Source organism: Bradyrhizobium sp., assembly GCF_036735945.1.
GTDB lineage: Bacteria > Pseudomonadota > Alphaproteobacteria > Rhizobiales > Xanthobacteraceae > Bradyrhizobium.
In genome coordinates this window covers 64,131-76,581 of the sequence record NZ_DAINNI010000006.1, presented here as the reverse complement: position 1 = coordinate 76,581, position 12,451 = coordinate 64,131, and the positions used below count along the sequence as shown (strand labels likewise).

General features: G+C 62.5%; 11 protein-coding genes. 8 read left to right on the top strand and 3 right to left on the bottom strand.

The annotated features are described in order from the left end of the window. Window positions 1–51 precede the first annotated feature (51 nt). Together V7E26_RS03945 and V7E26_RS03940 are read left to right on the top strand one after the other, a co-directional pair. Window positions 52–1,278, top strand: a complete 1,227-nt coding sequence (locus tag V7E26_RS03945; protein ID WP_324413704.1) for a phenylacetate--CoA ligase family protein — start codon at window positions 52–54, stop codon at window positions 1,276–1,278. Window positions 1,279–1,656: 378 nt separating this feature from the next. Next, complete coding sequence (locus V7E26_RS03940; protein WP_324413701.1) at window positions 1,657–3,318, top strand: hypothetical protein; 1,662 nt, start codon at window positions 1,657–1,659, stop codon at window positions 3,316–3,318. Window positions 3,319–3,379: 61 nt separating this feature from the next. On the opposite strand, the gene V7E26_RS03935 is transcribed toward V7E26_RS03940, so the two are convergent. From V7E26_RS03935 to V7E26_RS03925, 3 genes are read right to left on the bottom strand one after another with little or no spacing between them, the layout of a single operon-like run. Continuing rightward, window positions 3,380–4,477, bottom strand: coding sequence for a DegT/DnrJ/EryC1/StrS family aminotransferase (locus V7E26_RS03935; protein WP_324413700.1), 1,098 nt, complete (start codon window positions 4,475–4,477; stop codon window positions 3,380–3,382). Window positions 4,478–4,489: 12 nt separating this feature from the next. After that, window positions 4,490–4,957 (bottom strand): acyltransferase, encoded by a 468-nt coding sequence (locus V7E26_RS03930; protein ID WP_324413698.1) that lies wholly within the window; start codon window positions 4,955–4,957, stop codon window positions 4,490–4,492. Next, window positions 4,954–6,015 carry a Gfo/Idh/MocA family protein gene (locus V7E26_RS03925; protein ID WP_324413696.1) on the bottom strand — a complete coding sequence of 354 codons (1,062 nt, stop codon included), beginning with the start codon at window positions 6,013–6,015 and terminating at the stop codon, window positions 4,954–4,956. The genes V7E26_RS03930 and V7E26_RS03925 overlap by 4 nt, the downstream gene beginning before the upstream one ends. A 280-nt stretch (window positions 6,016–6,295) precedes the next feature. On the opposite strand from V7E26_RS03925, the gene V7E26_RS03920 reads away from it, so the two are divergent. From V7E26_RS03920 to V7E26_RS03895, 6 genes are all read left to right on the top strand, one after another. Then, window positions 6,296–6,817, top strand: a complete 522-nt coding sequence (locus V7E26_RS03920; protein WP_324413694.1) for a D-glycero-alpha-D-manno-heptose-1,7-bisphosphate 7-phosphatase — start codon at window positions 6,296–6,298, stop codon at window positions 6,815–6,817. Beyond that, window positions 6,807–7,763 carry an NAD-dependent epimerase/dehydratase family protein gene (locus tag V7E26_RS03915; protein ID WP_324413692.1) on the top strand — a complete coding sequence of 319 codons (957 nt, stop codon included), beginning with the start codon at window positions 6,807–6,809 and terminating at the stop codon, window positions 7,761–7,763. The genes V7E26_RS03920 and V7E26_RS03915 overlap by 11 nt, the downstream gene beginning before the upstream one ends. Before the next feature lie 189 nt (window positions 7,764–7,952). Further along, on the top strand, window positions 7,953–9,272 hold the full coding sequence (locus tag V7E26_RS03910; protein WP_324413690.1) for a hypothetical protein: 1,320 nt from the start codon (window positions 7,953–7,955) through the stop codon (window positions 9,270–9,272). Window positions 9,273–9,337: 65 nt separating this feature from the next. After that, window positions 9,338–10,450: a dTDP-glucose 4,6-dehydratase gene (gene rfbB / locus V7E26_RS03905; RefSeq protein ID WP_324413688.1), complete on the top strand. Its 1,113-nt coding sequence runs from the start codon at window positions 9,338–9,340 to the stop codon at window positions 10,448–10,450. 6 nt (window positions 10,451–10,456) lie between these two features. Continuing rightward, entirely contained in the window at window positions 10,457–11,650 is a 1,194-nt protein-coding gene (locus V7E26_RS03900; protein ID WP_324413686.1) for a CgeB family protein, read from the top strand. Beyond that, a complete protein-coding gene (locus V7E26_RS03895) occupies window positions 11,647–12,444 on the top strand; it encodes a class I SAM-dependent methyltransferase (RefSeq protein ID WP_324413684.1) in 798 nt (265 codons plus the stop codon). Before V7E26_RS03900 ends, V7E26_RS03895 begins: the two co-directional genes overlap by 4 nt. Window positions 12,445–12,451 lie beyond the last annotated feature (7 nt).

Genomic DNA, 12,451 nt, shown 5'->3' with positions numbered 1-12,451 from the left:
AGCACGTCACCGGCGACGCGCAATCGGCCCCAATCCGCGGAACGCTCAGCCATGACCGACCACTACGACGACCTTGAAACGCGCGAGCCGGGCAAGCGCGAGGCTGAGCTGTTTTCCCGGCTGCCGGACGTGCTGCGCAAGGCGCTGGCGGCGCCGGCCTATGCCGAGCGGCTGAAGGGCATCGATCCCGCCTCCGTGACCAGCCGGAGCGCGCTGGCGAGCCTGCCGGTGCTGCGCAAGTCGGAACTCCCTGCCCTGCACAAGGCCGCGCCGCCCTTTGGCGGCTTCGTGGCGGGCCCCCTGGGGTCGTTCGGGCGTTTGTTCACCTCGCCGGGGCCGATCTTCGAGCCCGAGCCTGTTCGCGCCGACCCCTGGCGCGGCGCCCGGGCGCTGTTCGCGGCGGGCTTCCGGCCCGGCGACGTCGTGCTCAACACCTTCAGCTACCATTTGACCCCGGGCGGCTTCATCTTCGATGCCTCGGCTCGGGCGCTCGGCTGCGCGGTGATCCCGGCCGGGCCCGGCAATACCGAGCAGCAGTTCGAGCTGATCGAGGCCTATCGGCCGGTCGGCTATAGCGGCACGCCGGACTTCCTCAAGATCCTGCTCGATGCCGCGGAGAGCGCAGGCCGCGACGTTTCCTCGATCAGGCGGGCGCTGGTGTCGGGCGCGGCTTTCCCGAAATCGCTGCAGGACGAGGTGAAGGCGCGCGGCGTCGACGCCTATCAGGCGTTCGGCACTGCCGACCTCGGCATGGTCGCGTTCGAGACCCCGGCCCGCGAGGGCATGGTCGTGAACGAGGATCTGATCATGGAGATCGTGCGCCCCGGCACCGGCGATCCGGTGGCGCCGGGCGACGTCGGCGAGATCGTGGTCACCTCGCTCGACCCGCAGCATCCCTGGATCAGGCTCGCGCTCGGCGATCTCACCGCCGCGCTGCCCGGCGCGAGCCCCTGCGGCCGCACCAACATGCGCATCAAGGGCTGGATGGGCCGCGCCGACCAGACCACCAAGGTCAAGGGCATGTTCGTTCGGCCCGAGCAGATCGCCGAGATCGGCAAGCGCCATCCCGGCCTCGGACGGCTACGCCTCGTCGTCACGCGATCCGGCGAGAGCGACCTGATGACGCTGAAGGCGGAAACGGCGTCGGCCGGCGCGACGCTGCAGGACGAACTCGCGGCAAGCCTGCGCGCGGTGACGAAGCTCGGCGGCAATGTCGAACTGGTCGCCGCCGGCTCGCTACCGAATGACGGCAAGGTGATTGCGGACGAGCGAAACTAGTGGCCTGCGCGGCGAGCCCTCGGGTTCGTTCTGCCAAATCGCCTCAATTGCCAGTCCTGACGTGACTTTTCGTCTTCGGACGATCTACAAATTAATCATTAAAATCAATTATTTAGATGATTTTTAGCTCTCCTGAAGATCAACACCGTATCCGCGGTGTGTCTGCAAATCTGCTGCGGCCGACGAAGTCCTTTTCCGCGCGCGACGACACGATCCTGAAACAAAGCGCCCACTACCCTGCTCACAACGAATGTGACGAAGTACACGATTATTGCGGCCTCAAATTTCTAGTCTCCAACCAAACAACACTGCAACAGGCTGGCGAACTTCACTGCTGATCATTGGTACCCTCTGTTTTTCAACTGGCGAGCAAATATCATGGCAAACAACGCGCCTATTGTTTCCATCGCGGATCACAGCCTGCTGCACGATCAGTGGCAGCGCGTCCAGCCTTGGATCAGCTATACCGATGCTGACGGCAATCCAGCGGTAAAGTACCAATTCTGGGACGGCGGAACAGGCGCATCCAGCGGCTATTTCTGGACCTCAACCAATACGCATTGGGCTGCCAACACCACGATTGAAGTCGCAGCTGCGGACATCTCCGATGTGTGGCTTCGTGCAGGTTCAGCCGGAGGTTCCGAGACGCTGTGGGTTCGCGCGTTTGACGGTACAGACTGGAGCAATTGGGATTCATTCACCTTCACCACGGTACCCAATACCCCGCCCGTTGCCACGATTAATGACCAGACACTCCACAACAACACATGGGCGCAGGTCTCGAATTGGCTGAGCTACTCGGATGCCAACGGAGACGTTGCCACCAAGTATCAGTTCTGGGACGGCGGTACGGGCGCGAACAGCGGCTATTTCTGGACCCCCGACAACACCCATTGGTCCGCCAATACGACCGTCGAAGTTTCGGCGGAAGATCTCGCCAACGTCTGGGTGCGGGGCGGCAGCGCGACCGGTAGCGAAACGCTGTGGGTGCGCGCCTTCGACGGAACGAATTGGGGAAATTGGGATAGCTTCACCTTGACGACGGCAAACGCAACGCCCGTTGCCACCATTGCCGATCATTCATCGCACCTTGATCAATGGACTCAACTCGACAGTTGGATAAGTGCGTCCGACGCGAACGGCGATACAATCACGCGCTATCAGTTCTGGGACGGCGGCACTTCGGCCACCAGCGGCTATTTCTGGACCCCAACCAACTCACATTGGGCCGCGAATACCCTTCTCGACGTGTCCGCCTCCGAGCTCGCGGACGTCTGGCTCAGGGGCGGCTCCGCAGTCGGCTCCGAGACGCTATGGGTGCGCGCATTCGACGGCTTTGAGTGGAGCAGTTGGGATTCATTCACCCTGACGACGACGGTGAACACCGCGCCGGTCGCAACCATCGCGGACCAAAGTGTGCACGTAAATCAATGGGCCCAGCCGCAGAACTGGCTCAGCACCACGGATGCCGAAGGCGATGCGATTGTAAGCTACCAGTTCTGGGATGGAGGCTCCGGTGCAAACAGCGGATACTTCTGGTCTCCTGCCAACTCGCATTGGGCGTCCGGCACTGCCATCGACGTCTCGGCCTCCGATCTGGGTAATTTCTGGATTCGCGGGGGCTCGGCGACAGGTTCTGAAACCATGTACGTGCGGGCTTTCGACGGCTCCGCTTGGAGCAGTTGGGATAGTTTCACATTTTCATCTACGAATACGGCACCGGTCGCGACGATCGACAATCATACGCTGGGTGCCGCGGAGTGGGCGAAGGTCGTGAACTGGACGGCAGCCTCCGACGCCGATGGCGATGCCATTACGCAGTACCAGTTCTGGGACGGAAACTCCGCGGCCAACAGCGGCTATTTCTGGACACCGGAAAATTCTCACTGGGCCGCCGGCACCGCAATTGATGTCAACGCCGCAGATCTTGCAAACGTCTGGATCCGGGGCGGCACAGTCCCTGGCACCGACACCATGTATGTGCGCGCGTTCGATGGCACCGCCTGGAGTGCATGGGATTCGTTCACGATCGTCGTCTAACATGGCAAGGAAAGTGGGCCCGCCAGCGTGAGCCGGCGGGCTGCGCGCCTGACGCTTTACCTCAAAAGTCGCGAACGAGACCGATCACCTCTTCCTGCTGCTGCCTCGTGATCTCCGCGAACATCGGGAGCGACAGGATTTTCCTCTGGTCGCCGAACGCATGTGGAAACTGCTCGGGGCGGTGGCCGAACCGCTGGTAGGCCGCAAGGAACGGTAGCGCCGTCGGGTAGTTGATCGCGGTCTGCACGCCATTGGCATTCAGATGTGCGGCCAGTGCGTCACGGCGCGGATGCCTGATCGTATAGAGATGATAGACGTGGCTGCGGCCCGGCGCGACCTGCGGCACGGTCACCTCCTCGACCTGGTTGAGGCCGGCATCGTAGACCTTCGCCGCGTTCTGGCGCGCCTCGGTCCAGGCCGGCAAATGCGGCAGCTTGGCCGACAGGATCGCCGCCTGCATGCCGTCGAGCCGGCTGTTGATGCCCTCGATGTGATGCTGGTGCTTCACGAGGCCGCCGTGCCGCGCCAGCATGGTCATGTGTTCGGCGAGCGATCCGTCGCTGGTGACGACCGCGCCGGCGTCGCCCATCGCGCCGAGATTCTTGCCGGGATAGAATGAATAGGTCGCGGCTGCGCCGAACGTTCCGACCTGCCGGCCCTTGTAGCGCGCCAGGTGCGCCTGCGCGCAGTCCTCGATCACCCAGAGCTTGTGCCTGCGCGCGATCGCCATGATCGCGTCCATGTCCGCCGGCTGGCCATACAGATGCACCGGGATGATGCCCACGGTGCGCGGCGTGATCGCGGCCTCGATCGCCGCCGGATCGATCGTGAACGTGGAGCCATCGGTATCGCAGAACACCACGGTGGCGCCGGCATGCGTGATCATTGCCGAGGTGCTGATCCACGAATGCGCCGTGGTGATCACCTCGTCACCGGGTTTTACCTTCAGCGCGGCCATGGCCAGATACAGCGCGTCGGTGCCGTTGGCGCAGGACACGCAATGCCCGACGTCAGCGGCCGCGGCGAACTGCCGTTCGAAGGCCTCGACATAGCTTCCGCGAATGAAGGCGTTGTCACGGATGACGTCAGATATCGCGCCGTCGATCTCGCTCTTGATGGTCTGATACTGCAATTGCAGATCGGCAAAAGGCACCGGCATCGTCGTCTCTTCCTACCTGTCCGCCGGCAACCGGCGCGCCGGATTTCCGGCATATTTGCCCGGCACCGTGATGTTCTTCGTCACCACCGCCCCCGCGCCGATCACGACATCATCGACGATGCTGACCGGCATGATCGTGGCGTTCGAGCCGATCGAGACGCGGCTGCCGATCACAGTCTTGCGCCACAAATCCCGGTTACCCCGCGCCGGACCGCCGGTCGAAAACGTATCGTTCACGAACATCACGCCGTGGCCGACAAAACAATCGTCGCCGATCGTGACCAGTTCGCAGATAAAGCTGTGGGACTGCACCCGCGTGCGAGCGCCGATCACGACGTCCTTCTGGATTTCGGTGAACGGCCCGACGAAGCAATCGTCGCCGATCCTGCAGCCGTACAGATTGCAGGGCTCGACGATCCTGACGCCCGTGCCGAAATCAACGTCGCGAACGCGGGCCTGAAATATCTCGGGCCGGTTCACGAGACGACGCCCAGCCGGCCAAGCCGGGGCGTAAAGCGCAGCGGCACCTCCGCGCCGGTCTCGATCGATTCATAGAGCGCCGAAATCAATTCCAGGCTCTTGCGCCCCTCGAGACCATCAACCAGCGCCGAGCGCTGGTTCACCAAACAGTCGATCACATGCTGATAATAGGCCTGATGGCCGAAGCCGTAGACGTTCGGCGGATTGACCGAGAACTTCTCGATCACGTCCTTGTCCGAGGGAAGTTCATCGACAAAGCGCCAGTGCCTGATCTGGTTGACGGCGAAGCCGGCGATCTCGACGGTTCCCTTCTCGCCCAGAATCGACAGCGAGCCTTCGAGGTCGGTCGGGCGCGCCGCGGTTGTCGCCTCGATGATGCCAAGCGCGCCGTTGCGAAATTTCAGCGTTGCGACCGCAGTGTCCTCGGCCTCGATCTTCGCCAGCGCCGTGACGGCACGGGCATGCACGCTGACGACGTCGCCGAAAAACCATTCCAGCATGTCGATGTGGTGACTGGCCTGGTTGGAGAGCACGCCGCCGTCATAGGCCCAGGTGCCGCGCCAGGCGTCCTGGTCGTAATAGGCCTGATCGCGGCACCAGCGCACGCGGACAGTACCGAGGACGAGACGTCCGAAGCGCCCCGCCTCCAGCGCCTGGCGCGCCTTCACCACGGGGACATTGAACCGGTTCTGCTTGACGACGAACAGCTTGACGCCGGCTTCGTCACAGGCGCGGACCATGTCATCGGCGTCCTGAAGCCGCAGCGCCATCGGCTTTTCGACGACCGCGTGCTTTCCGTGTCTCGCACAGGCGATGACATGGGCAGGATGCATCCCGCTCGGCGTCAGCACCGCCACCGCGTCGATGTCGTTGCGGGCGAGGAACGCATCCATGTCGTAGTCCGCGGGGACCCCGAATTTCGAGGCGATCGCGTCGGCACGCTTGCGAACAGGGTCGCATACCGCGACCAGCCTGGCTCCTTCGACATGATTGCCACCCAGCAGGTCGGCGTGACGCTTTGCGATACGCCCGCATCCGAGCAGGCCGAATCTGATCATGGATCGCCCTTCAACTTGTCGTCTGGCACGTTAACCGCCCGGCCACCCGCAGCCAACCCTCAGGCAGGCAGCCTTCCAAATCCGCGGCCGGGCTGCTAGGTTTCGCCCCTTCCGGAGGCGTTGACAAGACCCCTCGATGAGCTGCGGCGGCGCGGCCGTGAAGCGCCGGGATCAAGCGAAATGGCCGAAAATGAGCGGAAATCGAGGCGCATGTTCAAGCAGCGGCCGGGCGTGAGCAAGACAAGTTTACTCCAGACCACGATGTGCTTTCAGGCGACGAATGAAGAGACCAGCGATTTTCTTTGACCGGGACGGCGTACTCAACGAAGACGACGGTTACGTCTACGAAATCACCAGGCTGAAATGGATCGATGGCGCGCGCGAAGCCGTGAAGGCTGCGAACGATGCCGGATATCTGGTCTTCGTCGTCACCAACCAGTCAGGTGTGGCGCGCGGCTTTTTCGAGGAGCAGCATGTGCAGGCCCTCCACGCCTGGATGGCCGCGGATCTGGCCACGATCGGCGCTCGTATCGACGCCTTCGAATATTGCCCCGATCACCCCGACGCCGTGATCGAGCGCTATCGCAAGGTCAGCCCTCGACGAAAGCCGGCTCCCGGAATGATCACCGACCTGCTGGCGCGCTTCCCGGTAGATCTCAGCCGCAGCATTCTCATCGGAGACAAGGCCTCCGATCTGGAGGCTGCGCGGGCGGCCGGCGTGCAAGGCATTCTGTTCGCGGGGGGCAACCTCGCCCATCTCGTGAAATCGGCATTGCAGCCACGCAGCAGCATTGGCGACTGACGCGCCCCATTTTCCTTGCACCGCGAGTTGGCGTGTACTTAAAGGGGCGTTCAGTTGCTTCGCTTCGGTGAGTTTCATGGCTGCTACCGTGCTCGTGACCGGCGCCGATGGTTTCATCGGTCGCAATCTCGTCGCCTTTCTCGCATCACGAGGTTATGGGGTCATTGCGGCTTCCAGAACCGCTTCTGCTCCCGATCATCCCAATGTCGTCGCAGCCCCTCTTCCCGACCTGGCTTTGCCGTTCGATTGGCAGGCCTTGCTGGAACGATGTGATGCCATCGTCCATCTGGCCGGTATCGCGCACCGGTTTTCCGACGACGAGCAATACAACCTGGTCAACCACCGCGCCACCGACGCGCTGGCGAAAGCTGCTTGCCGCCAGCACAAGCACCTGGTTTTCGTTTCGTCGATCGCCGCGCAGAGCGGCCCCTTCTCGGAACAGGAGCTGACGGAAGAGGCTCCCCCCAGGCCGGCCAATTCCTATGGCCGGTCCAAATTGGCCGCCGAGCAAGCCGTCCGCGCATCCGGCGTCCGTTTCACGATCCTGCGTCCCGTCGTGATCTACGGACAAGGCGAAAAGGGCAACGTCTCGATCATACATCGTATCGCCGGCCTCCCCATACCATTGCCGTTCGGCGCGCTGAAGGCGCAAAGATCGGTGCTCTCGATCGACAATTTTTGCTCGGCCGTCGTGATGGTGCTGACCGATCCTCGCGCGCAGGGTGAGACATTCATCGTGTCCGATCCCACGCCGCTCACCGTTTCCGATCTCATTTCCCGACGCCGCGCCGTACTGGGCCGCTCGCCCTGGCTGGTGCCGGTCCCCGAACGGTGGGTCGAACTATCCTTTGCGGCTTTCGGACTGGGTGACACCTGGTACCGGGTCGGCAAGCCGCTCATCGCCCGACCAAGCAAGCTGCTTGCGCTGGGGTGGAAGCCGTCCTGAGATTGCATCTGATAGGCGCTCCCGACCATCATCTCGCCGAATCGCGCTATGCTGTTGCCAGCCGAATGGCTGGCTCGAACTAGTGACCAATCGTAACCTTGAGGCTCGTTCAGCGCATCCAGTCCGCGGAGCATCGCCAAAGGCCATCAGAAACCCATATCGAGGTCAGCCGAGTTTCAAGAACACATCATGAGCGGTTCGGACGCCCATCTCACGACGATATCCTCACGCCCGGAGCGCTGGCTCAGACAGGCCTTGCTCCTTTGCTGGCACATCGCGGCGTGCGCCGTTTCCCTGAGCTACGCCGCGGCCTCCTTTCCTGGAATTATCGAGTTTGAGAAGGCAAACGTCCCGATAGCAATACTACGCACGCTACCGATCATCGCCGTATCAGCCGTTTTCATAGTCAGTCGATTCAGCTTTGGCTATTTCGCTGGATTTTATTTCTACACGATGATCTTCGGGTATCTTTGGCTGGTTGAGTTTTCAGTGCTTTCGTACAATCATTCGCTGGCGATCGGTTCCATCCTTGCATCTGCACTGGCATTTCTCGCGCCAGCGCTGTTTATCACGGCACCGATCAAGACGCGGCTGGACTTGTCGGTTAGAGGATTTGATCTGCTACTTTCCGCCATCTTGATCTTCGCTGCAATTCTCATCGCGGCCGCCGCCTCCTACAATTTCAGGTTTGCCAGCTTTTCGGAGATGTACCGGCTTCGCGCAGAACTCGCATTTCCCGCGGCGGTGCGATATGCCATTGGCATGACGTCGAACGCGCTATTGCCGTTTGCATTTGCCGGCCTCATTCTGCGTGGAAAATTTCTTCAGGCGGGCATCGCACTTCTACTGATGCTGCTGCTCTATCCCATAACACTAAGCAAACTAGCGCTCTTTGCGCCGCTCTGGCTCCTGTTTCTCGCCTTCTTGTGCAGGACGTTTGAAGCGAGGAGCACAGTCATCTTGTCGTTGTTGTTACCGACATCGGTCGGCGTAGCAACGCTATTCCTCGCCAAGGCAGACATAATTCCCATTGAATGGGCAGCGCAATACTTCGGCCTGGTCAATACCCGGATGGTCGCCATGCCGTCGGTCGCGCTCGAAGTGTACAACAATTTCTTTTCGACGCACCCGTTGACGCATTTTTGTCAGATCAACGTACTGAAGCTCGTTATCGACTGCCCTTATAATGAACCCCTATCGATTCTCATGAAGGTCTACGATCAAGGCGCATTCAACGCGTCGCTGTTTGCGACGGAAGGCATTGCCTCAGTTGGCCTATGGTTGGCGCCACTTTCCGCACTGGCATGCGGCTTGGTGATCGCTGTCGGCAACCGCCTCTCGTCCGGCCTGCCGCCACAGTTTATCCTGTTGTCCGGAGGCATCCTCCCCCAGATTTTGCTGAACGTCCCTCTCACGACGACCCTGCTGACCAATGGCGCCGGTATCCTCTTCTTGCTATGGTATGTTACGCCGCGTTCGATATTCGAGCGCGTTTCAACCTCCTCGTGACGTGCCCTCATGACCGGTGCATCGCGCTGCGCGCAGTTTGAGCTGCCAGGGAACCGGGATAGTCGATGCAGAGCGTTCTGATCACGGGTGGCGCGGGCTTTATCGGCCAGAACCTGGTCCATGCGTGGAGAGCGGCGCGGCCGACCGACCGCCTCACCGTGCTTGACGCCATGACCTATGCGGCCAATGTCCGCAGCCTGGAGCCGCTGATCGCCGATCGCAGCATTGGGTTCGTGAAGGGCGACATTGGCGACGCCGCGCTGATGCAGCGCCTGTTCGACCAGCACAAATTTTCGCGCGTGGCGCACCTCGCCGCCGAATCCCACGTCGACCGTTCGATCAGCGATCCCGAGGCCTTCCTGCAAACCAACGTGCTTGGCACATTCACGCTCCTGAAGACGGCCCTCGATCACTGGCGCGCGGCGGCGAAGCTCGACACCGCGCGGTTCCTCCACGTCTCGACCGACGAGGTCTACGGCTCGCTCGGCCCGGCTGATCCGGCCTTCACGGAATCCTCGCCCTATCGTCCGAACTCACCCTACGCGGCGAGCAAGGCCTCGAGCGACCATCTGGTCCGCGCCTTCGTCGCGACCTACGGCATGCCGGCGCTGATTACGAATTGCTCCAACAATTACGGTCCCTATCAGCATCCCGAGAAGCTCATCCCGCTGATGATAATCCATGCGCTGGAAGGCAAGCCGCTTCCGATCTATGGCGACGGCTCCAATATCCGCGACTGGCTGCACGTTTCCGATCACTGCAGCGCCCTGATGCACGTGATCGAGCACGGCCGCACCGGCGAAACCTACAATGTCGGCGGCCGTAACGAGCGCACCAACCGCTACGTGGTGAGCCTGATCTGCGATGCGATCGATGCCGCCTTCGCGGCCGACCCTGCCCTCGCCACGCGCTTTCCGTCCTGCCCCGCCGCTGCGGCCAGTTCCTGCCGGACGCTCATCAGCTATGTGACGGATCGCCCCGGCCACGACCACCGCTATGCGATCGACGCTTCCAAGTTCGTTCGCGAGTTCGGCCGCAATTTCGATGTCGGCTTTGAGACCGGACTGCCGCAGACCGTGCAGTGGTATCTCGACCACGAGCCGTGGTGGCGCGATGTCACCAGCGGCGCCTACAAGGCATGGATCGAACAGAATTACGGATTCCGGCGAGCGGTCTAGCCATTCATGCGCATCCTCGTCCTCAATGCGGACTATCCACGCTTCCTCAACTGGCTGTACCGCCGCCAGCCCGGGCTTGGCAGCGCCGGCTACGCGGCGCAGATGGCGGCGCGAAACGCCAGCCTGTTCGGCGTCGCCGATTTCTATTCGCGGAATTTTTCGGCACTCGGCCATTCGGCGGCGGAGATCCATGTCAACAATGCCTGGCTGCAGACGGCGTGGGCGCGCGAGCGCGGCATGGCAGTCAAGGCGGCGGGGCCTGAAACCACCAGCGGGAGCACCACGTTGCCGGGCTGGCTGCAGCGTGCCGTCGCCCCGCTGAAGCCGATGCTGCGCCCGCTCGCCCGCAAGGTCGGCCTCAGCCCCAGCCTCGACCCGCAGGCCGAGACGATCCTGCTGGCCCAGATCGAGGATTTCAGGCCCGACGTCGTGATCAACCAGGACACCTTTCACGTCGACCCGCGGTTGATGCGGCGGATCAAGGCGATCGGCAATCCCATCCTGGTCGGGCAGATCGGGATCGAGCCGTCCCGTGGCGTCGACTGGCCAGTCTATGACCTCATGATGTCGCAACTCTCGGCGAATGTGGAGTTCTTCCGCCGCCTCGGCGTGCGCGCGGAAGTCAATCATCTCGCGTTCGAGCCCACGCTTCTCGAAGCGCTGCCGCCGCCGCCCGCGACGGACATCGACGTCTCCTTTGTCGGCACGGTGTCGCCGGATCACAAGCAGCGGATGGCGCTGCTCGAAACCGTTGCCGAGCGTTACGATCTGAAACTGTTCGGCAACCCGCCGCAGGCTCTGTCGGCCTCTTCGCCGCTGCATCGCTGCTTCCAGGGCGAAGTGTGGGGCGCCGACATGTACCAGACGCTGCGGCGTTCGAAGATCACGCTCAATTCGCATATCGACATGGCCGGGCGGGAAGCCGGCAACATGCGCCTGTTCGAGGCAACCGGCGTCGGCGCTTTCCTGCTGACCGACTTCAAGGACAATCTGCACACCCTGTTCGCGCCGGACCGCGAGGTCGCGGTGTGGCGCTCGGTCGACGATTGTCTTGAAGCGATCGGCCGCGCGCTCGGCGACGCCGCCAGCCGCGCCGGCATAGCGGCTGCGGGACAGGCCAGGACCATGGCGCAGCATACCTATCGTCATCGCGCCGCCGAGATTCTTGGCTTTGTCGAAACCTTGAAGTCCTCGCGATGAAGCTGCCGCGCTTCGTCAGGCGGATCGGCAAGCGCGCCGTCAAGGCCGTGCCGCTCCTGCGTCGACACATCCTGACCTCGACCGACTACAAGGTGCTCGACGGCGTAGAGGCGGCGCGCCATGCGGCTGCGTCGTCCGATGGCTGGCTGGCGGCGCGGACCGTGGCCCGCCAGGAACGTGCCTATCAGGCCTTGATCGCCGACATGAAGCACGGCAAGCCGCGGCTCGACTTCACCGTCGCCGCAGAGGCCGTGGCCGCCACCGGCATCGCCTCGCCGCGCCTGCTCGATGTCGGCTGCGGCAGCGGCTATTACTCGGAAGTCTTTGCCGATCTCGTGTCCGCCGGCGTCAACTATGCCGGGATCGACTATTCGGACGCGATGATCGCGTGTGCCCGTTCAAATTATCCATCCGTGACATTTGAGGTCGCGGACGCGACCCGGCTGCCCTACCCGGACAACGCCTTCGACATCGTCTTCAACGGCGTGTCGCTGATGCATATCGTCGACCATCAGGCGGCAATCCGGGAAGCCGCGCGCGTCGCCGGGCGGTACTGCATCCTGCACACCGTGCCGGTGTTCGACGATCATCAGACAACTTATCTGAGCAAATATGCCTACGGCGCGCCCGTCGTCGAGATCGTGTTCGGCAAGCGCGAGTTGATGTCGCTGTGCCGGGACGCCGGGCTTCGGCTGCAGCGCGCATGGCCCTGCATCCCCTACGACGTCTCCGAGGTGACGGGCCATCGCTCGCGGACCGAGACCTATCTGTTTTCGAAGGATACCGCCCGCTGATCGGCGG

Bases quoted from the DNA above. Each gene is read 5' to 3' on its own strand.
- V7E26_RS03940 (WP_324413701.1), top strand. From the start codon at position 1,657: ATGGCAAACAACGCGCCTATTGTTTCCATCGCGGATCACAGCCTGCTG.
- V7E26_RS03920 (WP_324413694.1), top strand. From the start codon at position 6,296: ATGAAGAGACCAGCGATTTTCTTTGACCGGGACGGCGTACTCAACGAA.
- V7E26_RS03935 (WP_324413700.1), bottom strand. From the start codon at position 4,477: ATGCCGGTGCCTTTTGCCGATCTGCAATTGCAGTATCAGACCATCAAG.
- V7E26_RS03910 (WP_324413690.1), top strand. From the start codon at position 7,953: ATGAGCGGTTCGGACGCCCATCTCACGACGATATCCTCACGCCCGGAG.
- V7E26_RS03900 (WP_324413686.1), top strand. From the start codon at position 10,457: ATGCGCATCCTCGTCCTCAATGCGGACTATCCACGCTTCCTCAACTGG.
- V7E26_RS03925 (WP_324413696.1), bottom strand. From the start codon at position 6,015: ATGATCAGATTCGGCCTGCTCGGATGCGGGCGTATCGCAAAGCGTCAC.
- V7E26_RS03945 (WP_324413704.1), top strand. From the start codon at position 52: ATGACCGACCACTACGACGACCTTGAAACGCGCGAGCCGGGCAAGCGC.
- rfbB (WP_324413688.1), top strand. From the start codon at position 9,338: ATGCAGAGCGTTCTGATCACGGGTGGCGCGGGCTTTATCGGCCAGAAC.
- V7E26_RS03895 (WP_324413684.1), top strand. From the start codon at position 11,647: ATGAAGCTGCCGCGCTTCGTCAGGCGGATCGGCAAGCGCGCCGTCAAG.